Here is a 23696-nt window from a genome sequence, read left to right on the forward strand (position 1 = left end):
CCCGCATAATAGCGGGCCTATTCGTTACTCTATATTTCCATTATACAGGATATACTGGATGTTTTCTCGGTGCTGGCGCTATTTCTTTCGTACTATACAATCTGAATCGATCCGCAAGGACGCTTCTTAAGTCTGACGGCTCGATGATATCATCGATAATCATTTCCGATGCCATTTTATAAATGTCGATTTCCTCTTGATATTCCTTGTGCTTTTCTTGAACAAAAGCAAGTTTTTCTTTTGGATCTTCAATGGACTCAATTTTGTTTGAATAGACCGCATTTACAGCAGCCTCAGGACCCATTACCGCAATTTGCGCAGTGGGAAGTGCGATACAAACATCTGGCTCAAAAGCTGGACCCGCCATTGCGTATAAACCTGCGCCATAAGCTTTTCGTACGATGACCGAAATTTTCGGCACCGTAGCAGAACTCATTGCCATAATTAGTTTTGCGCCATGGCGAATAATACCTGCGCGTTCCACGCTTGTTCCAATCATGAAACCAGGTACATCAGCTAGGAATAGCAATGGAATTGAAAATGCATCACATAAATTGATGAATTTCGTTGCTTTATCCGCTGAATCTACGAATAACACGCCACCTTTTACTTTCGGCTGATTCGCAATAATTCCCACGGGTTGCCCTTCGATTCGTGCTAACCCCGTAATAATTTCAGGGGCGAATAATTTTTTCACATCGAAGAAACTGCCTTCATCGACTAATGCATCAATCGCTTCATACATATCGAACGGTGCATTTTGGTTCTCCGGGATGATTGCTTCTAGTGTACGACCCGCTTTCGCTTCAATCGTTTCTTTAACTTTCGGTTTTTCCATATAATTTGCCGGGAAGTATTCTAGGTATCGACGTGCTTCCGCGATAGCTTCTTCTTCGTTCGTAGCAAGCACATCTCCGCATCCGCTGATCGAGCAATGCATGCGCGCGCCACCCATTTGTTCAAGCGTTACTTTTTCACCGATAACTTTTTCAGCCATTCGCGGTGACCCAAGATACATCGATGCATTGCCTTCCACCATGATAAGAAGATCGCAAAATGCCGGGATATACGCTCCGCCCGCTGCCGATGGACCAAACAAAATACAAATCTGTGGAATAAAACCAGATAATCTTACTTGATTATGGAATATCTTTCCCGCACCGCGTCGATTCGGGAACATTTCAAGTTGATCTGTTATTCGCGCACCTGCTGAATCGACGAGATAAAGCATCGGAACACGATTTTTTTCTGCAATTTCTTGAATCCGAATGATTTTCTCTACCGTTTTCGCACCCCAAGAACCCGCTTTAACCGTCGAATCATTCGCCATCACGCAAACAGTTTGGCCGTTAACTTCCCCCATAGCCGTGACGACACCGTCTGCCGGAAGATCCCCCGCTTCATAATTCGCGAAGCGACCATCCTCCGTATATTTACCGTTATCAAAAAGAAGTGCTAAGCGGTCTCTTGCGAACATTTTATTTTGTTCTTTTAGGCGTTCATGATATTTCGAATGACCGCCCGCAAAGATTTCTTTAAGTTTCGATTCAAGATCTTTATTATATTCTACTTTTTCTACCATCCCGATCCCCTTCCCTCTTTAAAACATGAGTTGATGTTCTTTAGCGATTACTCCCCTAAAGTAACTAGAACATCATTTTCATTCACAAAGTCGCCAACATTTACATTAATAGCCGTCACTTTTCCCGCTATTTCTGCTTCAACTGGAATTTCCATTTTCATTGATTCCAGAACAATCACGACTTGACCCGCCGCCACTTCTTCTCCAACTGCTACATTTACTGTGAATACTGTTCCCGCCATTGTTGATTTTAATTGTGTCATATTCATTTCCTCCTCTTATTTTTTAGACCAGTCAGTGAGAATTGCCGTCGTATAAGTACCGTCCTTAAACGACTCCTCATTCAACACTTCTGTAAATAAAGATATATTCGTTTTTAATCCTTCAATCTCGACTTGTTCAAAAAACCTTTTTGATTTTTCAATCGCTTCATCCCGTGTATTCCCATGCACAATCACTTTTGAAATTAATGGATCATAAAACGGCGTGACTTTTCCGTTTTCGGCGTAGCCATTATCGATTCGAATGCCGTCGATGTCACTTTGTAATTTCAGTTTCGTGATTGTTCCCGGAGACGGCATGAACGTTTTCGGATCTTCCGCATATACGCGAAACTCCAATGCATGCCCATTAAGTTGAATGTCGTCTTGATTTTTAACCGGAAGTTCATTTCCGCGGGCAACTTCTATTTGCCACTCTACAAGATCGTATCCAGTCACTTCTTCCGTTACAGGATGCTCGACTTGAAGCCTCGTGTTCATTTCGAGGAAGTAGATTTCATCATTTTCATCGACGATAAATTCTACCGTTCCTGCATTTTTATAGTTTACTGCTTTTGCCGCGTCGATAGCCGCTTGATAAAGACGATTTTTCGTTTCTGCTGATAGATTCGGTGATGGTGATTCTTCAATCACTTTTTGATTGCGACGTTGTACGGAACAATTTCGTTCAAATAAATGAACAATGTTTCCAGCGTCATCACCGAAAATCTGGACCTCAATATGTCTGGCATTTGTAATATATTTTTCAATAAAAACGAGATCATTTCCAAAATACATTTTCGCTCGACTTTTCACCGAATCAAATTGTTGACTGAGCGCTTGCTCACTTTCACAGCGCACCATGCCCACACCGCCGCCGCCTGCACTCGCCTTCAACATGATTGGATATCCAATTGTCTTTGCAACACGAATGGCATCTTCAAGTGATTCCACCCCGTCATCTGTCCCGGGTACAACCGGAACAGATGCAGCTTTCATCGTAGACCTTGAGCCAACTTTGTCCCCCATCTCTGTTATTGTCAAAGCGTCCGGTCCAATAAATTTCAGACCCGCTTCTGACACTCGAGATGCAAATTCAGCGTTTTCAGACAGCAACCCATACCCCGGATGAATGCCGTCTGCCCCTTCGCGTAGCGCAATTTCCAGAATTTCTTCCCCTTTTAAATAAGACTGTTGTACGGGCGGTGGCCCGATTAAAAATGCTGCATCAGCTTCTGTTACAAACGGCATATGTTCGTCAGCTTCAGAATGCACCGCAATCGTTTCAATGCCGAGACGTTTGCACGTATGTATGATCCTACTTGCAATTTCCCCACGATTTGCAATCAGTATCTTTTTCATATAATTTAATCCCCCAAACTGTTTGAAGTGAATCTCCCATTCACTTACTAGTTTATACGATAAGTGAAACCGTTTTCAACCTTTGTCTAAAATTAATCTATTTTCATTTCCTTTTTAGCAACTTTATTGTAAAAAGCGTTTGACTGCTTTGTGGTACGCTTCGCTTTCCCAAAGTATTGAGCAATTCTGTGCCTCACCCAACATTCGGTCTTTAATAAAGTCAGCAGTCCATTTTCGAATTGCGATCGTTTTATAGGCTCTGTGGACAGAAGGATGTATTTTCAACATCTTTTCTAGAAACTTTTCCAGTCCTTCCTCAGCAGTACCGCTATACAATTCAGTCGCCCAACCGATTTCTAACATTTGATCGGCGCTATGAACTTCTGCTTCGGATAATAAACGGAATACTTGATCCTGCTTGCTGAACTTCTCAAATAATAATGTCGCGCCGCCCCATCCAGTTGTGATGGCAAGTGTCCCTTGAATGAAGCCCGCTTTCGCTTTATCCGAAACAACACGATAATCGCATGCCGTTGCAAGCTCGCAGCCGCCTCCGACAGCTGTTCCATTCACGAGCGCAATAACAGGCATCGGAAGTGTCGCGACTCGATGTAAGAGGCCTGCCATTCGACTGAGCATCGGAAACGAATCTTCTGCAGTTTGAAGGTCTTGGTACTCAGACAAGTCGCCTCCCGAACAAAATGCACGGTCACCTGCTCCTGTAATAACAACAAACGAAACTTCTAAATTATTTTCAATCTTCTCTAAAAAAGATTCAAGTCCATCGACTACTTCGGTGTTTATTGCATTTCTCATTTCAGGTCGATCAATCATGAATGTAGCGATATTTTCTTCAATTGTAATTTTGTATGCCAATTCAATTGCACCTCCACTTTAAACTTAGTATAGCAATTGAAGGTATTTTTCGCATAGAAAAAAGGCTACCGAGATCCATGGTCTCACGGTAGCCTTTATAAAGAACGTTCAAAAACATTCTTTATGTAAACGAATCTAATTATTCGCCTACGATTTCTTTTCCTTTGTAGTGTCCGCATGATTTACAAATGCGGTGTGCTAGCTTTGTTTCGCCACAGTTATCACAAGTAGCCATTCCTGGTACTTGTAGTTTAAAATGTGTACGACGTTTTTTTGTTACAGTTTTAGATGTTCTTCTTTTTGGTACAGCCATCTGGGGCACCTCCTTAAACGAATTACCTTATTCGTCTTTCTTCTCAAATAAGTTTGCCAATCCGGCAAGCCTCGGATCCACCTTTGTTTCACGTTCTTGTTGGAGCCGAGCATTGTACGCCTCGTCGGTCGCATATGACCAACCTTTACCTTCAGCCGTCTTCATTTTATCAGCATCTTCACTGAAAACTTGAAGGGGCACCTCAAGGAGGACGAGCTCCTCAAAGACGGGGGTCAAGTCAACAAAATCTCCGCTGACTTGATGAATTTCATCATCGGCCGCTAGTTCCGCTTCATCCCAACTGAATCGTTCAATAGATTCAATTAAGAATGGAAAAGCGACATCTTCCCACGTTCGGGCACAAGGCAGTGTCATCGTACCTTCAAGCCGGAATCGGCAGGAGAGATTACTCGAGCCAATTGTACAACTTCCGGTTACATGGATAGGCTTGATATCCCGGATTTCCGGGTTCCGTTTTTTAACGGAATCTAGGTTAACCGTTTCGTCAAACGGCATGTCCCCTTGCCTGTATCTCTGCAATTGATTGATGGACCATTTCATGTCGATCACCTCAAGACAACATTCTTGATTATATAATGGGAACAAAGGGATGTCAAGACAATTTCTTGTCACTTCACCATTCCCATAGGTATAATAACATCATTGTAACAAAGGAGTGACAGCTTTGAAAGCAACAGGAATTATTGTTGAATATAACCCGTTTCACAACGGACATAAATTTCATGCATCACAAGCACGGAAGACGACAAATGCCGACCTTGTTATCGCTGTTATGAGCGGGAATTTCTTGCAACGCGGGGAACCTGCTTTTGTTGATAAATGGGCTCGCACGAAAATGGCGCTTCAAAATGGTGTTGACCTTGTATTCGAACTTCCATATGCCTTCGCTACAGCACATGCTCCTGTATTTGCAGAAGGAGCCATTCAAATTCTAGATGCCGCTCGCTGTCAATCCTATTGTTTTGGAAGCGAAGACGGCGATATAGAGCCTTTTAACAATAGCTTGGAGCTCATAACAAATGCTGAATATGAGTATGAAGAAATTGTTAAAAAATCTGTACAGGAAGGCATGAGTTATCCTAAAGCCCTTAATTCAGCCTATCAACAAGCAATTCAATCCTCTGCGTCTGATAGGCCATTTGCAGATTTAACAAAACCGAACAATATCTTGGGTTTTCATTATTTGCAGGCCGCCAGGAACATTCAATCGTCTATGAAAGCCGCGACTATATCCCGTATTATAGCTGACTATCATGATGATGCAGTCAAAGGGAATTCAATTGCCAGCGCTACTGGAATCCGAAAATCCTTTTTCGAATCGAATTCGCTTGACGCTGTTCAAGGATTTTATCCACCTGAAACATATAACGCCTTACGCAAATGGCAAGCCGAACGTCAATCATTTGGGAATTGGGACTCATTCTATCCTTTTTTAAGATTTACAATCCTTCGGGAAGGATCGGAACGACTAAAGCGTATCGCTGATGTGACAGAAGGCATTGAGAACCTGTTCTATCGTGCTGCTGAAACGAGCGGGACATTTGATGAGTTCATGAATAAAGTCAAATCAAAGCGATATACATGGACCAGAATCCAACGTATGCTCACTCATATCTTCACCGGATTCACGTATGATATCCGCCGTCAAATCGAAGCGCCATCCTATTTGCGCTTATTAGGTATGACGCAAACTGGAAGACTTTATTTAAATGAAAATAAAAAGGATTTAAAACGCCCGCTTGTCAGTAAAGTCGCCGCCTTTTCAGATCCGTCAATGAAAATGGATGTGCATGCATCAAATATGTATGCACTTGGAATCGCAAACGGAACAGAACAAAGCTTAATTGGTGCTGATTATATGCATGCACCGATTTTCTGGCGTGACTGAGAAGGAAACACTTCGATCAGACCTGGAAACGTCTTCGCATTTTTTATTAAAAAAGCATAGGAGAAGAATTATTGAAATCCCTCCTATGCTACAATATGAGATTAAACTTTCTGTTCAGCTAGTTTTGCTTGTTTTTTCTTAGGAGACGGAAGCATATTGAATAATATATTCAACGCAATTGCGGTCAAACTGCCCGCAACAATACCGTTACTTGTAAACATTTGTAGGCTTGTTGGAAGATTCGCAAATAACTCTGGTGCTACAGTGACACCTAGACCGATTCCGATGGAACAAGCGATAATCATCGAATTTTCTTGCGATGACACAAAGCTTTTACTCAGCATTTTAATCCCTTGAGAAATAACCATTCCAAACATTGCAATCATCGCTCCACCTAATACAGCAGTTGGAATAATCGTTGTAATCGCAGCAATTTTTGGTACAAAACCAAGTGTGACCAGCATCAATCCTGTGATGAAAATGACTTTTCTTGATTTCACGCCGGACATTTGAATTAGCCCGACGTTTTGTGAAAACGTCGTATATGGGAATGCGTTAAATAACCCGCCTAATAATACAGCGATTCCTTCTGCACGATATCCTTTTGCAAGATCATTTTTCTTTAATTTCCGCTCACAGATATCTCCTAAGGCAAAATAAACACCGGTAGATTCAACTAAAGAAACCATTGCAACGAGAATCATCGTTAAAATTGCCGACCATTCAAAAGTAGGCATTCCAAAATAAAACGGCTTCACCATATGGAAAACAGACGCTTCCTTAACGGGCGCAAAATCGACTATGCCCATAAACATCGCGACAGCTGAACCAGCGAGTAACCCTATCAAAATAGAAATTGCGCGCATAAAACCTGTAGACATCCGATATAACACGATAATAAATAGCAAAGTACCGAAAGCAAGTGAGATATTCGTCAACGAGCCGAAATCGCTTGCACCTTGACCACCACCCGCATTATTAATCGCAACTGGTATTAATGTAATTCCTATAATCGTCACGACTGATCCTGTAACCACAGGTGGGAAAAAGCGGACCAAGCTTCCAAAAAAACTACTAATAACAATAACGAATAATCCCGACACAAGAATCGCGCCGTATATCGCAGAAATCCCAAACTCTCCGCCAATCGCTATCATTGGACCGACTGCTGTAAATGTACAACCCAAGACTACTGGTAGGCCGATTCCGAAGAAACGGTTATTCATGATTTGTAAAATCGTTGCGACACCGCACATCAATATATCAATGGAGACGAGATAAGTTAGCTGAACTGAAGTCAGTCCGAGCGCCTCTCCAACAATTAGCGGGACAATAACTGCTCCCGCGTACATTGCAAGCACGTGTTGGATACTTAATGCCGCGGTTCTAGTACCATTTTTCATTTAGCACTTACCTCACTAAAGAATTCCACTTTTCCATTTTCCAAAGATCGGATGTTGGCAAGCGACTCGACACGTATACCTTGTTCGCGTATTGTAGCGCCTCCAGGTTGGAATCCCTTTTCGATAACAATCCCGACGCCAGCCAACTGTGCTTTTGCCTGTTCAATAATGTCAACTAGCCCATGAACTGCTTGTCCATTTGCCAAAAAGTCATCAATCACGAGCACGACATCATCGGCTAACAGAAAGTCTTTGGATACGGAAATGTCGTTCGTTTCATTTTTCGTGAATGAATGAACACTTGATGTAAATAAATGATTGGTCAATGTTAGTGATTTTCTTTTCCTAGCAAAAATAACTGGCACACCTAAATATAATCCCGCCATCATAGCCGGTGCGATACCAGATGATTCTATTGATAATATTTTAGTAATATTTGAATCAGCAAATCGTGACGCAAATTCCTTGCCCACTTCTTGCATCAATTCTGGGTCGATTTGATGATTTAAAAAAGAATCGACCTTCAACACCGATTCGGATAATACCTTTCCTTCTTGTATAATCTTATTCTTTAATTGTTCCACGATAATGTTCTCCCTTCATATTTCACGACCTAACGACAAAAAAAGCCCAAAGACCGTGCATCCAATCATGACTAGAGTGGAGCAATGTCCTTCGAGCTTTTCGAAAGATATGAAAAGGAGACATGCTTATACATTGCATGACCCTTCCATTGCTTCTCATAGTCGATTTGTTTACGGCAAATCGGTAGAAACTTGCAGGCCATATCCCCGCGATTATATGAGTGAATGTTATTAGAATGTTTTTATTGTAACATTTGTTTATCATTTTTCAATAGGTTTTATTTGTAATGTAAGATTCACACACTTCTATATTTTCCAAGACTTTATATTGCTTATTTTGGCTCTAGTTTTTCCAAGTATTCGAGTGCATCGTCTATTGTTTTCACTGGGACCAGTTTCATTTTCGTGCCGATCTTTTGCGCCATTGCGTCGGCTTCCTCATAATTTGTTTGCAACCCAGGATTTTTCTCTAACACTTCTTTCGGAATTTCATCATCCGGAGCAAAGAAAATTTCAACACCTTTACGGGATGCCGCAATTACTTTAAAATCCGCACCGCCGATTCTTCCGACGGTTCCATCTTCTAACATTTCTCCAGTACCAGCTATGTTATAGCCTTTTGTAAGGTCTTCATCCATTAATCGATTCATTATTTCTAATGTGAACATTAACCCTGCCGAAGGTCCGCCTATATTGGATGTATGCATTGTCACTTCAGGATCTGTCGTTAATGTTCTGTCTTCTAGAAATTGAACACCCAATCCTACACGCCCATCACCTTCGGGTATTTCTTTTAACGTAACGGTTACGTTTTTATCATCATCTTTTCGTGTTAGTGACAGATTCACTTCGTCCCCTTGAAGTTTTCGTGAAATAATGTCGGCAAACTGACCAGATTCTTTTAATCGAACGCCATCTACTAATTGAATTTGATCGCCTGCTTCTAAAATACCGTCAGCTGCCCCATTTTCTAACACACTCATAACTGTCACCCCATCAAAGGTAACATCGATTGGAATATCAGCTCTATCAAAGGCAACTGTTATCGCATTAAACTGCGAATCAGACATTAACCTTTTCTGTCGCAAATTATATTCAGTCTCGCTTTCACCCGATCTGCGAACCTGTTTTGCAGGGAGAATTTTCCGTTGGTCTGAAAACTGTGAATAGACGTATGACGCCGCAGTTGCCTTTGACAATGAAATCGTCATTAAACTAAACGTGCCGATATCATTCTCGTCGCCACCTTCTACATCTACTAAAGGCGTTAGATCATAGGCTCCCCCTGGTTTGGATATATAAATGTCCATCGGGTAAACAAACAGGATCGCAATTAGGATAAGTAAAATTCCGGTTATGCCGATTTTTTTCGTATTCATTATTATGCACCTCCATTTATTAATAGCCTGTACGGGTTTGACATATATAGTAGTGTATCGGATTAATTTCATTTTACCTTTACTCCACAAGCGGAAGGAGCGGAGTGCATGCACGCTAAATTAGATGAATGCACCATTAGATGATAAACATCTTTATTATATGGGGGTTAATCCTGCTCTTTATCTTACAACCAGGTGTTGCACACGACGGTGCTGAAGCAGGTGCAAGGCTATTTGTTCACGCGCTGCTTCCTTATTTGCTCCCCTATATCATTTTAACGCAATGGTTATTAAAAATGCCGGTAACCGCCGGGAAGGTAGGAGCCCCATGGAAAAAGTTTGTGAAAGCCTATGTACTCGGCTCTTTTGGTGGTTTTCCGGTCGGCGCTGTCACTGTATCGGAAATGACAAAAAATGAAGAGTTGACGCGAAAACAAGCTGGTCTTCTATTAGCGTCATGCCATGCTCCTGGCCCAATGTTTGTTATCGGTTTCGTAGGAATTGAACTATTCGGCGATATCAACACAGGGTGGAAGTTATTGATTGCGATCCATATCGCAAATATTATTTTCTTTTTCATGACATTGCTATTTATTAAGAATGAACAAGAATTGAAGGGCAAGATTCAACCACCAGTACCAAAACAATCGACAATGCCACTTTTGGATTCGCTAAAGGATAGCTCGGAAATTATTATTCTCGTTGCAACAACCGTTATTTTTTTCTCTGCATTAGGAATCGTGTTATCCAGTGTCATTGCATCGACTTTTTCAGTTGACACTGGTATTGCACAAACTGTGACCTTGTCAATTTTCGAAATGACTTCCGGCGTCCAATCCGCAACGACCCATTTTAGCGGGCTAACCATCTACCCATTGCTCATTGCAGCAATTATTTCAATGAATGGGCTAAGTATTCATATTCAAGTTGCGGTTATCGCCAAAACGGCGAAGGTTTCTATGCGACCTTACGTGATAGGCAGAGTCTGGTGTATTGTCATCGTTCCGATTTTACTTTACTTATTGCTGTAATAAAAGAAGGCTATCATGAATGGATTCCCATGATAGCCTTTTTCCAGACTATTATTTTGCGAATTTCTTCTTCAATGCTTCTTCCACTTGTACTGGAACAAGTTCAGAAATATCTCCGCCGTATTGCGCGACTTCTTTTACGATACTTGAACTTAGAAACGAATATTGATTATTTGTCATAATAAAGAACGTTTCAATGTTTTCGTCTAGAACACGGTTCATCGATGTAATTTGCATTTCATACTCAAAGTCTGTCACAGCCCGTAGTCCACGGACAACTGCAACCGCTCCTACTTTTTCAGCATAGTCAATCATTAGCCCGCTGGAAGTTTCTATCTTTACATTTGGAATCGATTGCGTCACTTGCTTTATCAAGTCCATGCGTTCATCAACACTGAACAGATAGTTCTTTGATGAGTTATGCATGATAACGACATTTACTTGTCCAAAAACTTTCGCAGCTCGTTTAATAATATCAAGATGTCCATTGGTGATTGGATCAAAACTACCTGGGACAACTACTATTTTAGACATTCTTAAAACCTCATTTCTCGTAAATTGATATCGTGATATTGCCGTACTTTGAAGATTTAATTTTCTGGAACTCACCATAGGCCCCTGGTAATACTGTTTTATTATCATGTTCGCAGATGATAATAGCACTATCAGTCAGCAAATTATTATCCGCTATCGTCTCGGCTAGTTGATAAAAATCATTTTGGGCATAAGGTGGATCTATGAACAGTAAATCAATCATCTCATTATTTTGCTGCAAAATTTTCGAAGCGTTTCTAGCATCAGTTTGCTTAATATGTACAATTTCGTCGTAACGGCATTTTTCCACATTAGACTGGATTATCGCACATGCTTTTCTATTTTTTTCGAAAACATACGCTTTCTCAGCGCCTCGAGACAGAGCCTCTAGGGATAGTGCCCCACTTCCACCAAAAAGCTCCACAACGATTCCGCCGTTAAAATAAGGACCAATCATATTGAATACGGACTCTTTAACCTTATCCAATGTCGGACGTGTATGCACGCCCTCCAAAGATTTTAGGCGCAATCCTTTTTTTGCTCCCGCAATAATTCTCAATGGTACTCAACCTCTCCCGTATTATAGCTGCTTACAGTCCCGTTTTATAATCATATTCCTTTGCTTTATCTGGCTTTGCATTTTCGTAAGTTGTTTTTACAAATGGACGATAAGAAGGCAATACCTTTTTAACAGTTGGAAGTTGTTCTACTTTATTAATGACGGATTCCACTTCAGTTTGATCACAATAGAGAACGACATATTTCATTTTCTTTGATATATAATGAACATGACCATACTTTCGAAGCGATTTCGCTTGTCTCAAGTGATGGAGATAAATGATAACACCTTGTCGATCAATCATAAGAATTCCCCTCTTTTCCTACTCCCTACAATACCATATGTCAGAAATGGGCTGCAACTTACATATAGCTGACAACTCGAGACTTATAACTTATAATAAACAAAAGCGGAGAATGGCGGTTTACCGCGAAAGGCGTTGGAGGACTTGAAATAAAGGTGCTCTTTGCCAAAGAAGGATGCAGTTCAATCCTTCCTACATGTTCAAGACCGAAACGACCCGAGCGGTTGCCATTCGGAGCTGGATGTACTTATACTAGTACATACTTTCAGATGAAGGAGGATCCATCATTGGGTAGAAAAACTAAAGTTGCCATATCCGTAGGTGCTGCCGGTATAGCTGCATGGGCTGCTTCCAAAGCAGTTGCCAAACCTATCATTCGCGAAAGTAAAAAAGCACTTGAATTTGACAATCCAATCGTTTTAGCGAATCGGGGTGGACGAATGGGTGCTCCTGAAAATACATTATCGGCATTCACAAATTCCGCCTCACTTGGTGTTCATGGATTTTGTGTTGATATACGATTAACGAAAGATGAAGAAATTCTAGTTTTTCATGATGAATATATAGACGACACTACGAATCTTGCTGGAAAAGTAGCCGATTTCACATTAAATGAATTAAAAGATGCCGATGCTGGCTATCATTTTACAGATGAAAATGAAGCCTATCCTTTCCGTGGTAAAGGCGAAAAATTACTTACACTGAAAGAACTTCTGGATCGATTTCCACATATGTTTGTCAGTATCAATATGAAGGACTCCCCTGACACATATGAAGGTAGCCTAATGCCTTCAAAGCTATGGCGGCTAATTGAAGAATTGAGTGCTGAAGACCGAGTCGCGGTTACAAGTTCATATGACGAGCAAGTTGATCGTTTTAATTTATACGCGCAAAACCGAGTTGCTACAGGGGCTGGGGACGATGAAGTGAAAAAGGCTTATGCAGCCTATGCAAGTCAATTCGGACATTTGTATAACCCGCAAGTGGATATGTTTCAAGTCCCGGAAAAATTCGGTATTTTCTCCATTAGCAGTGAAGGATTTATTAACTTTTTATCAAAGTTAAATATTCCAATCTATTACAAAGATGTTGATGATCAAAACGCTATCCTTTCTATGATTAAAAATGGGGCTGCCGGATTTATCACTAGTAATCCTGAACTCGTGATGCAAGTCATCTACGACAATACAATTGAATAAGCAAACACTTTCTCTTATACAAAAAACACCTTATTTCTGTCGGCTTAACCAGAAATAAGGTGTAATATTATTATGCGGAACACGAACAACTTCCACCAGAGCCGCAACCACTTCCACATGATGAATCTGCGAAGAATGCACTTCCGGCTGGAACTTTCACTGAATCCGATACAGATTTCGCAATAATTGACCCAACTTCGTCATACAGATATTGAACATCGTTTTCAGCAAGACGAAGTGCAGCAACTTGTTCATTCATATCAAGCGCTCTTTTCTGCAACCGGATCTCTTTCATGACATGGCTATAATCCGGATGATAACGCCCGAATCGTTGTACTTCTTCATAGCGTTCTTTCATCTCTGTGAATTCATTAATCGATTTCACAAGGATGTCATTTGAATAAACAGCTTGGTAACATTTATTGTACTCTTCGATTACATCCGAAGAGAGTATATAATCGGCGAGTTCTTCCGCGTGTTCTAAAATCGTGACCCATTCATCGGTCATCAACATAGATTTCATCCCCTCCATTTACCCTTCCATCATAACAGAAATTTTCAATCCCGTGAATGTAATAATCTTTTTTTCTAATTTCCCTCTTTTCGAAGCAATGCCTGTTTAGCAATTTTCATATCTGAAAATGGAAAAGTCCCTTCAGCTGTATGTTGAATTTTTTCATGACCTTTTCCCGCAATAAGCACGATATCACCGGCATCTGCCATATTAACGGCTTTTTGAATGGCTAACTCCCTGTTCGGTTCGATGATAATTTCATTCGCACTATCCGTTATACCTGAAATTATATCATCGATGATTGCTATCGGGTCTTCGTTTCTAGGATTGTCTGTTGTTATAATAACGGTTGAAGAATAAAAAGAAGCAATTTGACCCATTTCTGCCCTTTTCCCCTTATCTCGCTCACCACCACAACCGAAGATAGTAATCAGTCTTCCTGTAGATGTTTTCATCAACGAACATAATACGCCTTGAAGTGCATCCGGGGTGTGCGCATAATCGATGACAACAGTTATATTTGATTTATTGACTTGTTCCATTCTACCTTCTGGCAATTGTAATGAACCGACGTATGGTAAAACAGATGAAAGTTTATAGGATAAGGTATGAAGAACACTTATTGCGGCTACTGCATTCATGCGATTAAATTCCCCAAGTAGAGGTAGAGAAAACGCACCGTGTTCTTTCCCACAATGAACGAATAGTTTTTGCGCTTCAAAATTCAGACGAATGTCTGAGTCGAGGCAGGTACCAAAATATGTGCATGGTTTAGCTACGGATTGCGCCATTTGCACACACACCGGGTCATCTCGATTAACAATGACTTTCCTAGCCATAAGCAATAATTTCTTCTTCGCATTAATATACGATTCTTTTCCGCCGTGTTCATCATAATGATCCGAACCAATATTCAATAACAACCCGATATCAATTTTACAATGCGCCAACCGGTACGTCGATAATCCCAACGAAGAAGCCTCTAAAACCACATGGGTAACCCCGTTTTCCAAACAACTTGCTAACAATGGATGTAAATGTTCCGCAGACAATGTCGTCATTTGGGGTGCCTGATAATTAAATGATATTCCATCGATGAAAATTCCCGTCGTGCCGATTACCGCAACTCGCTTGCCTTGCATCATTAATAACTGACCAATGAAATGACTGACTGTCGTTTTACCATTTGTTCCCGTTACGGCAATAACCGTCAAATGGTTGGCAGGGTTTTGTGCCAGTTCCGCGCTTGCATGAGATAAAAATAATCTACAATCTGGCACGGTAATTATCGGGATGCTGTCGGATTGATATCTGGTGGTTTTATCAATAACAATTGCGACTGCGCCAGCATTTATCGCCTCCCCTATAAAAAGTGTTCCATCATTTTTTTTCCCTTTTCTAGCAACAAATATGAAACCGGGTTTTACATCCAGTGAGTTTTCCGTAATTCCTTTTACAGCTACTCTATAATTCCCGCCAGCAATCGTACACGGCCAGTCTTTTAATAACTCCTGTAAAAGCAGCACCCGACTCCCCTTCCCGAACGTTTTAATTTTTATCGAATATATTGAGAGCAAACCTACTTTATCCTATGAACAAGGTGTTTCAAATGTCACGAAGAAAATTGGGGGACGCGTATGATTATCCAGAAATTCGGCGGAGTCGCCATGCAAAACGAAGAAATGCGAATGAAATGCATCAACCACATAAAAGATGGGATTGAACAATTTAAAAAAATAGTCGTTGTCGTCTCTGCAATCGGCCGTCTTGGCGACCCATACGCCACAGACAGCTTACTTAACTTGTCGAAGGCATTCTCATCCAATAAGGCAGCGAAGGACCTTGTCGCATCGTGTGGAGAGTTAATTGCTGCCAGCGTTCTTTCTGCCGAATTACATCAATTTGGCATTCGTAATAAGATTCTTCATGGAATGCAAGCGGGAATTGTGACTTCCGGAGAGTATGGCGATGCTTCAATTGCGACCATCGACACAAAATCAATTCACCACTATCTACATGAAGTTGACTGCGTTATCATTCCAGGTTTTCAGGGAATGGACGAAAAAGGAAATATAATGACCCTTGGTAGAGGTGGCAGTGATTTAACCGCTGTCGCTTTGGGAGATGCACTTCAGGCGACACATGTTCAATTTTTCAAAGATGTTCCTGGTGTTATGACCGAAGACCCTGCAATCATCAAGAGCGCCCGAAGATTAGATTCACTTAGCTTTGATGAATTTCTAGGCTTTCTTAATTGCGAAAAACCTATCATACAAAAACGTGCTGCATTACACGCAAAAAAAACAGCGACACCTCTTTATATTAGAGGCATCACCGGAACAGAAAGTGGAACTTGGATTACAAATTAACTTATTGGACGGATCACGTTGTCCGTCCCTATCCGTTTAGGTTTTGGTAACGGCTATTTCCTTCTAATATCTTCTTTTGTAGCTTTAATGAAGTCTTGTGTATAATAATTCCCATATGAACCTGTTCCCATATGAGTAAAATCCTTATCTAGGAGTATACTACGGTGAGCAGGTGAATTTAACCATCCATGAACTGCCTCAATCGCATCTACATAGTCGAAGGCAATATTCTCTGCGGCTTTACGATGTTCAATCATCGCTTCGTCTAGACGATCAGAAAGTTTTTCAGAATCTGTTGTTTCTTCCGCTGAATAATTTTTCAATGCCATTTTCTCACTATAATCTCGGGCAAAAATAGTTAAATCATAATCATACATTACTTCCGGAACATTAAATTTCTTGCGATACAAATTTGTGATTTCAAAAGTTTGACGCTCGGCAGTTCGATTAACTTCAATTTGTAATGTTGATGATGGCGGTTTAGAAACGATTAATTCCCCCATATAGGTCATTTCATAGGGCTGATGTAGTATAAGTGTCTCAGGGTCAATAAATCTAACTGCTTGTAAATCTCCACTTTCGTTGTCTAAATAGAGTTGGACGAACAAACCTTTATATATAATTAGTAATCGTGTTTTTAAGTCCTCGCCATTTAATGAAAAAGTGTAGACGTTCTCATCAATCATTACATCGACTTCAGATCCTACAATTGTAAAACGAAATATATCATCAATATTTTGACCTATTTGAAAAGGATAAATTTCTGCGGCAGACTCCGTGGTGTATATTTGATTTACAAGTCCGTTGTCATTAACCCCCACCATGAACTTCAAATCATCTAAATAAATCCACCAGTCGTATCCGTATCCAGATGGTTCAATTCGGGTAGGTTCTCCCCACTTTTCAACAAGTTTTTTAGTTTTGTCACCCACAAAAATAGACAAGCCTTTTTCTGGCCGTGATGTTTGTGGAATTGCGGTTCCTACTCCTTTATCTGTCACTGGAACTGGTGCCCCCTGCTTTACTGGAGATTGAAGCGGTTCATTTTCTTTTACATGGTTTCCAGTCAGATAAAAAATAGCTAATGCAACTAATAATAAAATGGCTACCCTTATTAATATTTTCACTACAATCCCCACTTTCATATATAATGTACTAACAAACATCGCTACTTCTACTGGACACAATGTTGTCATTGCAACTATTGTGAAATTGTTCTATTATGGATATGTATAGAGCATTCGCTGGACGATATTTTGGAGGAGGATTCTAAACATGTATTTTGAAAATACTGGTATTGAAGATATTGTTGCTGACTTACTAATACTTGACGAAGTCATGCTTGAACATGATTTAGTTAGAGCAGGACAATGGGACTATGAACGGGTAACATATGATAAAAAATATGTAGTCAAAGACGGTACATATTACTTACGTATTTTTGGTTACACTAAAGATGGTGACGTTGATAAACGAGACGCTATCATGAACCTGAAAAAACCAGTTATTGGTAAACATTATTATCCATTTGGTGTTGAATACGGAGAAGATGAAAACTTCCCGAAAAGTCTTCTTAAAGACTGCCAAGCAACACTGGAAGCTGTTCATAAAGCCTTGCAACCATATAATATGAATAAAGCATAATGTAAAGCATAATGTGGCTTATACCGGAGAACTTTTCGTTCTCCGGTATTTTTTGCCTATTCAAAATGACATTTTTGGTTATAATGGATTTATAAGACATGATTGGGGGGATGGCATTTGGCAAAATGGTTCACAAAACGCAACTTTTTTATCGCGCTTAGTATTATCCTTATTATTCTTTGTTTTATTTATATCATTCCCGTATCCTTACCTATTATTTTAGCACTATTTACTGCGCTAATTATTGATCCTCTGGTTAATCTAACAGAAAAGAAATTTAAATGGAAAAGAAAAGTAGCTGTCATATCAGTTTTTATTTTTATTTTAGTTATACTTTCATCTTTACTCTATTATACGGTAACACGACTCATAGGAAAAATTATCGATTTTACAAAAGCGGCACCAGGTCACTTTAATACATTATCCGGTATTTGGATTGATATGCAAAACAAATTGTTTCAATATACAGCCGGAATGCCCGCAGAAGTTATTCAAGCAATACAAGAAGAATTCAAATCAATCTTTGACCTGTTGCGTGAATCAATTCTCAATCTCCTGAGTTATGAAAAGATAACTTCACTTTTAGCGGATGTGCCGAACTTCCTAGTAAGTTTAATCGTTTTCATTATTGCACTTTTTCTCTTTATGCTGGAGTTGCCTGAATTGAAAAAAATGGCGTTTAAATACTTTACACAAGAAACCGCTGAAAAAGTTCGCTTTATGGTTTCAAAGCTGAATTCAATTGTTTTCGGATTTGTTAAAGCACAGTTTTTAGTTAGTTTAATCATTTTAGCTACTACATTCATAGGACTTCTACTGATAAAACCTCAATATGCGATTGTCTTGTCGTTGGTTATTTGGATTGTCGATTTAATCCCTATTTTAGGTTCAATTATTATTTTGGCTCCTTGGGCATTATATTACTTTGTCAGCGGAGATGTTTCAACCGGTTCACAACTAACCTTTCTAGCCATCGTTCTTTTAATTATTCGAAGAACCGTAGAACCAAAAATCATGGGATCCCAAATCGGATTAAAACCGCTCCCCACTTTAATCGCAATGTTTATTGGATTAAAATTATTTGGATTCATCGGATTTTTCCTTGGTCCACTTTTAGTCATCTTATTCACGACAGCACGTGAAGCTGGGATCATTCGAATTAACTTTAAAATCTAATGACACAAGAATTAATGACCATCTTATATAAGTGTATGTGGCAAGCCGTCTAGGTTAGGCGGCTTTTTTGTTATTCGTTATTAATAAGTTTTTCTTACAAATGGAGACAATGTGCGTACAAACTACCGTTCGAAATTAAGTAAAAAGAATAATCAACCTTTCCTAAGTGAGATCCAGTAAATCCGATCAGCAGCAAGGAGAGCAAGTAAATAAAAAAGGTATGAAAGGATAATAAAATCCTTTCATACCTATTCATTCACAATCCAAATATCGCTCTAAACATTGAAGTTGTTTCTCCACCTGTGTAGAAAACGTATAACAACAAGTAGACCATAACGCCTGTAATTGCTGAAAAGAACCAGATAATGCTCGAAATCGGTCCGATTTTCCGATGTTTTTGAAGATTGTTTTTCAAACCAGACCGGATTGTAATTACGCCCATAATCGCACCTATTATGGAAAGTAATATATGGAAAACCAAGAAAATCGTATAATATAGTTTCAAACTATCAGGCCCCCCGAAGGAGGTATTCCCAACTACGATTGTGCGTGAAATATAAATAATGAAGAATAAAACAGCAGCAACTGCAGCTGCAATCATCATTTTTTTATGATCTTCGATTTTCTTTTTTCTGATTAAATTCCATCCGATAGCTACAAACACCGCGGAAAGAATGATAAAAAATGTACTTAGCGTAGGTAAAAAAGGCACAGACATTCTTTACTCTCCCCTTTGAAAAACTTCTTTATCAATCAGCCATGGGTCGTCATATTTTGGCTTTTAAGCAGATCTTGTCTAGTAATTTCATCTGCATTCGCACGTTCATCATATGCCCATTTAAAGAAGATCTTTCCCATAACGACAATATATATTAACTCTTGTCCAACCTTCATTAATATCCCGCCGAGTTTTTGATCATTTACAGTGGTCATATTTGTAAACATTTCTGGACCTGAAATACCCAGACCAGCGAGCCCCGAAAGTGTACCCGCAGGAACACATAACGCCATCGCTTGTAACCAAGCCTCGCCGCTACTGTATGTTTCATATACAGGGACGTCTACAAAGATGATTAACGCACATGCTGGCGTAACTAACAAGGCACTCAAAACGATATAACCAATTTTTTTCAAACCATGCAATTTGGGTTGACCTTCTAGCGTATTGACAAGTGGCCACCATAAAAATACGGCTGACATAAATATAGTTAAAGTGAAAATCGCATGTAGCGGTATGCTTAGCTTAACAAAATCAAGAATCATGGGATAATGATAAGCAGAAAACGCAATCGTAAATGTCATTAAACTTATGACAGAGTTTGTGAACAAGCGAAAGATGCGATCGATGATTTTAATTTCAAATGCTTTCTTCCATATCCAATTTGGGATACCCATAATTAGGAATGGAGCGACTATCAACAGTAATACCACCATTTGAGCCATATGAACACTAAATAAAATATGCCCTAATAAATCAACTGGTGAGCCTTTCACGATATACAACAGTGTCATACCACTTAAAAAGAAAATAATTTGATTTTTAGTAAGAGGTGTCGATCCCTCAAATCGATGTCGCCATATAACTGTTATTAAAAAATAAAGTAAAACAACTGCGACAAGTGACAATAAAAACCATGGACTCCATAGCGCACGAAATCCAAATATACTTAACGGCATAAGCAGACGCCCCTTCATTTCAATTTAAATACTCTGTCCCTTTATTATAATACACATGTATGTCCAAACTCAATGGACGTTCTATGACAAATAGGAAAAGCCTGGGGATAATATTATTATCCCCAGGCTTTGTTCAATTAATTCCACCAAACAATTGTTACAAATGTTAAAACGATTAAGAATGCAAGCAATGCTCCTGTAAACATAAACATTGCTGCGATACCGTGTCCTTTTTCTTGCATATGCATAAAGTAATACAATTGTAACCCGACTTGAACGGCAGCAAACAGCATAATTACTGGAATTACATAGTACTTAGAAAACCCAATAACTTCAGCATTTGATGCAATTACAATCGTGAACGATGTTAAAGTTAAGAAAATCATTAGTGAAAACATAATGACTTGACTGCGCATTGCTCTACGCGCGCGTCTTTGACCAAGATCGAACTCACCAGGAGACTTTTTATAAACTTCGATGTCCGCCATATTAACCTACCTTTCCCATCAAGTAGACTACTGTGAAGATAAATACCCACACAACGTCAATAAAGTGCCAATACAATGAGAATGTGTAATATTTCGTTGCATTATACAAGTTAAGTCCACGTTTTGAATTACGGAAAATGAGAAGCGTAATCCAAACAAGTCCAATCGCTACGTGAAAACCATGTGTTCCAACAAGCGTGTAAAATGCTGAACTAAATGCACTGTTACTGAAAACGAAACCCAATTGAACGTAATGATAAAATTCATACACTTCAAGTATCAAGAAGCCTAGGCCTAGGAATGCAGTGATTCCTAACCATAGTTGCATTTTCTTGAAATTATAGTTTCTTAAATGATACATCGCATACACACTTGTTAGTGACGATGTTAAAAGAAGCATTGTCATAACAAATACAAGTGGTAATTCATAAAGTTCTTGAGTTGAAAACTCGAGATTTGCTGGTCCTTTGTTTTTAAGCGCTAAATAAGTTGCAAACAAAGTAGCGAATAAAATTGTTTCTCCTCCAAGGAAGAGCCAGAAGCCAACAAATTTGTTTTTTGCTTCAAATGTTGCTGTTTCTGGATTGTCGGGCCACGTCTCAGGGGTAAATTTCTTATTTAAATCCATTATTTTCGACCCCTTTCACGTTTCATATCTTCCAAGATTTCTTCTTTCGGAACATAATAACCTAAATCATCTTTCAGTGAGCGTATTGCCATACAGACAAATGTCCAAGCCAAACCAAATACGAGAAGTGGAAGTCCCCAAGATGTCTCTTCACGGAACATAGCACCAAAACCGGCAATGAACATACCAAATGTCATAAATATCGGAATGATTGAACCATGTGGCATATGAATATCTTGTACTGGAACCGCTGGTGTTATACCAGATTCGTTACCTTCTTGTTTTTCAAGCCATACGCTGTCAAGACCACGAACAAGTGGAGTTTGCGTAAAGTTATAATAAAGTGGTGGTGATTGAATAGCCCACTCTAGTGTACGTCCATCGCCCCATGGATCATTAGCAACTGGGACATTTTTAACAGATGTCATAATTATGTTATAAAGGAGTACGATAACACCTATAGCCATAAATACTGCACCTGCAGAACTAATTGCGTTTGCCGAGTTCCAGCCTTGACCGTCCATGTACGTAAACACACGACGTGGCATTCCCCAGAAACCTAACCAGTGTTGAATTAGGAAAGTCATGTGGAAACCGATAAAGAAGAACCAAAACGTTACTTTACCTAATGTTTCATTCAACATCGTACCGAACATTTTCGGCCAATATAAATGAGTTGCTGCTAAAATACCTAGTACAGTACCCCCAACAATTACGTAATGGAAGTGAGCAACGATAAAGTACGTATCGTGTAGTTGGTAATCAAGTGGTGCTGCACCTTGCATGACACCTGTTACTCCACCCATAACGAACGATGGGATAAATCCAATCGCATAGAGCATAGGCGTTGTAACCTTGATACTTCCACCCCACATTGTAAGAAGCCAGTTAAATATCTTAACCCCCGTAGGAACGGCGATTGCCATTGTTGCAACTGCGAAAATCGCATTCGCTGTCGGCCCAAGACCAACTGTAAACATATGGTGCGCCCAAACCATGAATCCTAAGAATCCGATAAGCACAGTAGCGAACACCATCGATGTATATCCAAACAAACGTTTTCTAGAGAATATTGAAAAGATCTCAGAGAAAATACCGAATGCTGGCAATATTAAAATATAAACTTCCGGGTGACCGAAAATCCAGAAAATATGTTCCCAAACAATTGTATTTCCACCCATTGCATGGTCAAAGAAATTACCGCCAAACATTCGATCGAATGTCAGGAAGAATAAACCTATTGTTAGTGGTGGGAATGCAAATAAAATCATTGCAGACGCTATAAACGTTGTCCATGTGAAAAGTGGCATACGCATATATGTCATACCAGGTGCACGCATATTGATAATCGTTACAAGGAAGTTAATCCCCGCGATTAGCGATCCTCCACCTGCAATTTGTAAGCCGATTGCATAGAAATCGACACCATGTCCTTCAGATATAATCGCAAGTGATGCATATGAAGTCCATCCAGCATCAGGTGCTTGCCCCATGAACCAAGAAATGTTCAGGAATAAACCACCAAATACAAACATCCATAATCCTAATGAGTTTAAAAATGGAAATGCAACATCACGCGCACCAATTTGAAGTGGCATAATGGCGTTCATAAAACCAAATAATATAGGCATGGCGGCTAGGAATATCATTGTTGTTCCGTGCATTGTGATTATTTGGTTAAATAATCCAGCAGAAATTAAATCGCTGTTCGGTACCGCTAGCTGGACTCGAATAATCATCGCTTCGATTCCACCTAGTACGAAGAAGAAACCTCCACCTAGGAGATAAAGGATTCCAATCTTCTTATGGTCCACTGTAGTCAACCAGTCCCATAACCATGAGCCAAAGCCTTTCTTTTGAGCAACTGAACTCACTTTTTTACCTCCTCTTCAAATTCAAATTACA

Annotated in this window: 26 protein-coding genes and 1 riboswitch; of the genes, 6 read left to right on the top strand and 20 right to left on the bottom strand. The window is 39.7% G+C overall.

Annotated features, from left to right (window positions below; translation table 11 throughout):
* Positions 1-40: 40 nt before the first annotated feature.
* The 6 genes from J4G36_RS07980 to J4G36_RS08000 form a co-directional block, all read right to left on the bottom strand.
* The gene (locus J4G36_RS07980; RefSeq protein ID WP_210469492.1) at positions 41-1582 is read right to left on the bottom strand and encodes an acyl-CoA carboxylase subunit beta; all 1542 of its coding nucleotides are present in this window, start codon (positions 1580-1582) and stop codon (positions 41-43) included.
* A gap of 47 nt (positions 1583-1629) precedes the next feature.
* Positions 1630-1845 (bottom strand): biotin/lipoyl-containing protein, encoded by a 216-nt coding sequence (locus J4G36_RS18470; protein ID WP_246880440.1) that lies wholly within the window; start codon positions 1843-1845, stop codon positions 1630-1632.
* Between the two features lie 15 nt (positions 1846-1860).
* Positions 1861-3204 (bottom strand): acetyl-CoA carboxylase biotin carboxylase subunit, encoded by a 1344-nt coding sequence (locus J4G36_RS07985; protein ID WP_246880441.1) that lies wholly within the window; start codon positions 3202-3204, stop codon positions 1861-1863.
* A 123-nt stretch (positions 3205-3327) separates the two neighbouring features.
* Positions 3328-4080: an enoyl-CoA hydratase/isomerase family protein gene (locus J4G36_RS07990; RefSeq protein ID WP_210469493.1), complete on the bottom strand. Its 753-nt coding sequence runs from the start codon at positions 4078-4080 to the stop codon at positions 3328-3330.
* Between the two features lie 139 nt (positions 4081-4219).
* Positions 4220-4393, bottom strand: coding sequence for a 50S ribosomal protein L32 (rpmF, locus tag J4G36_RS07995; RefSeq protein WP_210469494.1), 174 nt, complete (start codon positions 4391-4393; stop codon positions 4220-4222).
* Between the two features lie 27 nt (positions 4394-4420).
* Positions 4421-4954 carry a YceD family protein gene (locus J4G36_RS08000; RefSeq protein WP_210469495.1) on the bottom strand — a complete coding sequence of 178 codons (534 nt, stop codon included), beginning with the start codon at positions 4952-4954 and terminating at the stop codon, positions 4421-4423.
* Positions 4955-5069: 115 nt separating this feature from the next.
* On the opposite strand from J4G36_RS08000, the gene J4G36_RS08005 reads away from it, so the two are divergent.
* A complete protein-coding gene (locus J4G36_RS08005) occupies positions 5070-6302 on the top strand; it encodes a nucleotidyltransferase (protein ID WP_368668735.1) in 1233 nt (410 codons plus the stop codon).
* 101 nt (positions 6303-6403) lie between these two features.
* Here J4G36_RS08005 and J4G36_RS08010 read toward each other — a convergent pair whose 3' ends face one another.
* The 3 genes from J4G36_RS08010 to J4G36_RS08020 form a co-directional block, all read right to left on the bottom strand.
* On the bottom strand, positions 6404-7705 hold the full coding sequence (locus tag J4G36_RS08010) for a nucleobase:cation symporter-2 family protein (protein WP_210469497.1): 1302 nt from the start codon (positions 7703-7705) through the stop codon (positions 6404-6406).
* The gene (locus J4G36_RS08015; RefSeq protein ID WP_210469498.1) at positions 7702-8289 is read right to left on the bottom strand and encodes a xanthine phosphoribosyltransferase; all 588 of its coding nucleotides are present in this window, start codon (positions 8287-8289) and stop codon (positions 7702-7704) included. The genes J4G36_RS08010 and J4G36_RS08015 overlap by 4 nt, the downstream gene beginning before the upstream one ends.
* Before the next feature lie 139 nt (positions 8290-8428).
* A riboswitch (purine riboswitch) is annotated at positions 8429-8530 on the bottom strand.
* Between the two features lie 91 nt (positions 8531-8621).
* A complete protein-coding gene (locus tag J4G36_RS08020; RefSeq protein WP_210469499.1) occupies positions 8622-9668 on the bottom strand; it encodes a SepM family pheromone-processing serine protease in 1047 nt (348 codons plus the stop codon).
* A 140-nt stretch (positions 9669-9808) separates the two neighbouring features.
* Between J4G36_RS08020 and J4G36_RS08025 the strand changes: the two genes are divergently transcribed.
* Positions 9809-10699, top strand: a complete 891-nt coding sequence (locus J4G36_RS08025) for a hypothetical protein (protein ID WP_210469500.1) — start codon at positions 9809-9811, stop codon at positions 10697-10699.
* 51 nt (positions 10700-10750) lie between these two features.
* Here J4G36_RS08025 and coaD read toward each other — a convergent pair whose 3' ends face one another.
* The 3 genes from coaD to J4G36_RS08040 are packed head-to-tail and all read right to left on the bottom strand — an operon-like array spanning position 10751 to position 12096.
* On the bottom strand, positions 10751-11233 hold the full coding sequence (gene coaD, locus J4G36_RS08030) for a pantetheine-phosphate adenylyltransferase (RefSeq protein ID WP_210469501.1): 483 nt from the start codon (positions 11231-11233) through the stop codon (positions 10751-10753).
* Between the two features lie 10 nt (positions 11234-11243).
* On the bottom strand, positions 11244-11792 hold the full coding sequence (gene rsmD / locus J4G36_RS08035) for a 16S rRNA (guanine(966)-N(2))-methyltransferase RsmD (protein ID WP_210469502.1): 549 nt from the start codon (positions 11790-11792) through the stop codon (positions 11244-11246).
* Positions 11793-11823: 31 nt separating this feature from the next.
* On the bottom strand, positions 11824-12096 hold the full coding sequence (locus tag J4G36_RS08040; protein WP_210469503.1) for a YlbG family protein: 273 nt from the start codon (positions 12094-12096) through the stop codon (positions 11824-11826).
* Between the two features lie 287 nt (positions 12097-12383).
* Between J4G36_RS08040 and J4G36_RS08045 the strand changes: the two genes are divergently transcribed.
* On the top strand, positions 12384-13295 hold the full coding sequence (locus J4G36_RS08045; protein ID WP_210469504.1) for a glycerophosphodiester phosphodiesterase family protein: 912 nt from the start codon (positions 12384-12386) through the stop codon (positions 13293-13295).
* 70 nt (positions 13296-13365) lie between these two features.
* Here the strand turns inward: J4G36_RS08045 and J4G36_RS08050 are convergent, their stop codons facing one another.
* Complete coding sequence (locus J4G36_RS08050; RefSeq protein ID WP_210469505.1) at positions 13366-13809, bottom strand: YlbF/YmcA family competence regulator; 444 nt, start codon at positions 13807-13809, stop codon at positions 13366-13368.
* A 74-nt stretch (positions 13810-13883) separates the two neighbouring features.
* The gene (locus J4G36_RS08055; RefSeq protein WP_210469506.1) at positions 13884-15335 is read right to left on the bottom strand and encodes a UDP-N-acetylmuramoyl-L-alanyl-D-glutamate--2,6-diaminopimelate ligase; all 1452 of its coding nucleotides are present in this window, start codon (positions 15333-15335) and stop codon (positions 13884-13886) included.
* Positions 15336-15446: 111 nt separating this feature from the next.
* Here J4G36_RS08055 and J4G36_RS08060 point away from each other — a divergent pair, with 111 nt between their 5' ends.
* On the top strand, positions 15447-16178 hold the full coding sequence (locus tag J4G36_RS08060) for an amino acid kinase family protein (RefSeq protein WP_210469507.1): 732 nt from the start codon (positions 15447-15449) through the stop codon (positions 16176-16178).
* A gap of 53 nt (positions 16179-16231) precedes the next feature.
* On the opposite strand, the gene J4G36_RS08065 is transcribed toward J4G36_RS08060, so the two are convergent.
* Positions 16232-17374 (bottom strand): CAP domain-containing protein, encoded by a 1143-nt coding sequence (locus J4G36_RS08065; protein WP_210469508.1) that lies wholly within the window; start codon positions 17372-17374, stop codon positions 16232-16234.
* A 79-nt stretch (positions 17375-17453) separates the two neighbouring features.
* Here J4G36_RS08065 and J4G36_RS08070 point away from each other — a divergent pair, with 79 nt between their 5' ends.
* Together J4G36_RS08070 and ytvI are read left to right on the top strand one after the other, a co-directional pair.
* Positions 17454-17822 carry a YugN family protein gene (locus tag J4G36_RS08070; RefSeq protein ID WP_210469509.1) on the top strand — a complete coding sequence of 123 codons (369 nt, stop codon included), beginning with the start codon at positions 17454-17456 and terminating at the stop codon, positions 17820-17822.
* Positions 17823-17939: 117 nt separating this feature from the next.
* Complete coding sequence (ytvI, locus tag J4G36_RS08075) at positions 17940-18998, top strand: sporulation integral membrane protein YtvI (protein WP_210469510.1); 1059 nt, start codon at positions 17940-17942, stop codon at positions 18996-18998.
* Between the two features lie 256 nt (positions 18999-19254).
* Here ytvI and J4G36_RS08080 read toward each other — a convergent pair whose 3' ends face one another.
* The 5 genes from J4G36_RS08080 to J4G36_RS08100 all read right to left on the bottom strand — a co-directional run bounded on the left by J4G36_RS08080 (position 19255) and on the right by J4G36_RS08100 (position 23665).
* Positions 19255-19716 carry a DUF420 domain-containing protein gene (locus tag J4G36_RS08080; RefSeq protein ID WP_210469511.1) on the bottom strand — a complete coding sequence of 154 codons (462 nt, stop codon included), beginning with the start codon at positions 19714-19716 and terminating at the stop codon, positions 19255-19257.
* 35 nt (positions 19717-19751) lie between these two features.
* Positions 19752-20675 carry a cytochrome c oxidase assembly factor CtaG gene (ctaG, locus tag J4G36_RS08085; RefSeq protein ID WP_210469512.1) on the bottom strand — a complete coding sequence of 308 codons (924 nt, stop codon included), beginning with the start codon at positions 20673-20675 and terminating at the stop codon, positions 19752-19754.
* Positions 20676-20812: 137 nt separating this feature from the next.
* Positions 20813-21163, bottom strand: a complete 351-nt coding sequence (locus J4G36_RS08090) for a cytochrome C oxidase subunit IV family protein (protein ID WP_210469513.1) — start codon at positions 21161-21163, stop codon at positions 20813-20815.
* A 1-nt stretch (position 21164) separates the two neighbouring features.
* Entirely contained in the window at positions 21165-21791 is a 627-nt protein-coding gene (locus J4G36_RS08095) for a cytochrome (ubi)quinol oxidase subunit III (RefSeq protein WP_210469514.1), read from the bottom strand.
* Complete coding sequence (locus J4G36_RS08100; RefSeq protein WP_210469515.1) at positions 21791-23665, bottom strand: cytochrome c oxidase subunit I; 1875 nt, start codon at positions 23663-23665, stop codon at positions 21791-21793. Before J4G36_RS08100 ends, J4G36_RS08095 begins: the two co-directional genes overlap by 1 nt.
* Between the last annotated feature and the right edge of the window lie 31 nt (positions 23666-23696).

It is taken from the genome of Sporosarcina sp. 6E9 (assembly GCF_017921835.1).
In the GTDB taxonomy this organism is placed as follows: Bacteria; Bacillota; Bacilli; order Bacillales_A; family Planococcaceae; genus Sporosarcina.

Coding starts and splice junctions, on each gene's coding strand:
- J4G36_RS08080 (WP_210469511.1), bottom strand. CDS start 19,716: ATGTCTGTGCCTTTTTTACCTACGCTAAGTACATTTTTTATCATTCTT.
- J4G36_RS08020 (WP_210469499.1), bottom strand. CDS start 9,668: ATGAATACGAAAAAAATCGGCATAACCGGAATTTTACTTATCCTAATT.
- J4G36_RS08000 (WP_210469495.1), bottom strand. CDS start 4,954: ATGAAATGGTCCATCAATCAATTGCAGAGATACAGGCAAGGGGACATG.
- J4G36_RS08065 (WP_210469508.1), bottom strand. CDS start 17,374: ATGACAACATTGTGTCCAGTAGAAGTAGCGATGTTTGTTAGTACATTA.
- J4G36_RS08025 (WP_210469500.1), top strand. CDS start 9,809: ATGATAAACATCTTTATTATATGGGGGTTAATCCTGCTCTTTATCTTA.
- coaD (WP_210469501.1), bottom strand. CDS start 11,233: ATGTCTAAAATAGTAGTTGTCCCAGGTAGTTTTGATCCAATCACCAAT.
- J4G36_RS07985 (WP_246880441.1), bottom strand. CDS start 3,204: ATGAAAAAGATACTGATTGCAAATCGTGGGGAAATTGCAAGTAGGATC.
- J4G36_RS08010 (WP_210469497.1), bottom strand. CDS start 7,705: ATGAAAAATGGTACTAGAACCGCGGCATTAAGTATCCAACACGTGCTT.
- J4G36_RS08050 (WP_210469505.1), bottom strand. CDS start 13,809: ATGTTGATGACCGATGAATGGGTCACGATTTTAGAACACGCGGAAGAA.
- J4G36_RS07980 (WP_210469492.1), bottom strand. CDS start 1,582: ATGGTAGAAAAAGTAGAATATAATAAAGATCTTGAATCGAAACTTAAA.
- J4G36_RS08040 (WP_210469503.1), bottom strand. CDS start 12,096: ATGATTGATCGACAAGGTGTTATCATTTATCTCCATCACTTGAGACAA.
- J4G36_RS08090 (WP_210469513.1), bottom strand. CDS start 21,163: ATGGCGGACATCGAAGTTTATAAAAAGTCTCCTGGTGAGTTCGATCTT.
- rpmF (WP_210469494.1), bottom strand. CDS start 4,393: ATGGCTGTACCAAAAAGAAGAACATCTAAAACTGTAACAAAAAAACGT.
- J4G36_RS18470 (WP_246880440.1), bottom strand. CDS start 1,845: ATGACACAATTAAAATCAACAATGGCGGGAACAGTATTCACAGTAAAT.
- J4G36_RS08070 (WP_210469509.1), top strand. CDS start 17,454: ATGTATTTTGAAAATACTGGTATTGAAGATATTGTTGCTGACTTACTA.
- ctaG (WP_210469512.1), bottom strand. CDS start 20,675: ATGCCGTTAAGTATATTTGGATTTCGTGCGCTATGGAGTCCATGGTTT.
- J4G36_RS08095 (WP_210469514.1), bottom strand. CDS start 21,791: ATGGATTTAAATAAGAAATTTACCCCTGAGACGTGGCCCGACAATCCA.
- J4G36_RS08060 (WP_210469507.1), top strand. CDS start 15,447: ATGATTATCCAGAAATTCGGCGGAGTCGCCATGCAAAACGAAGAAATG.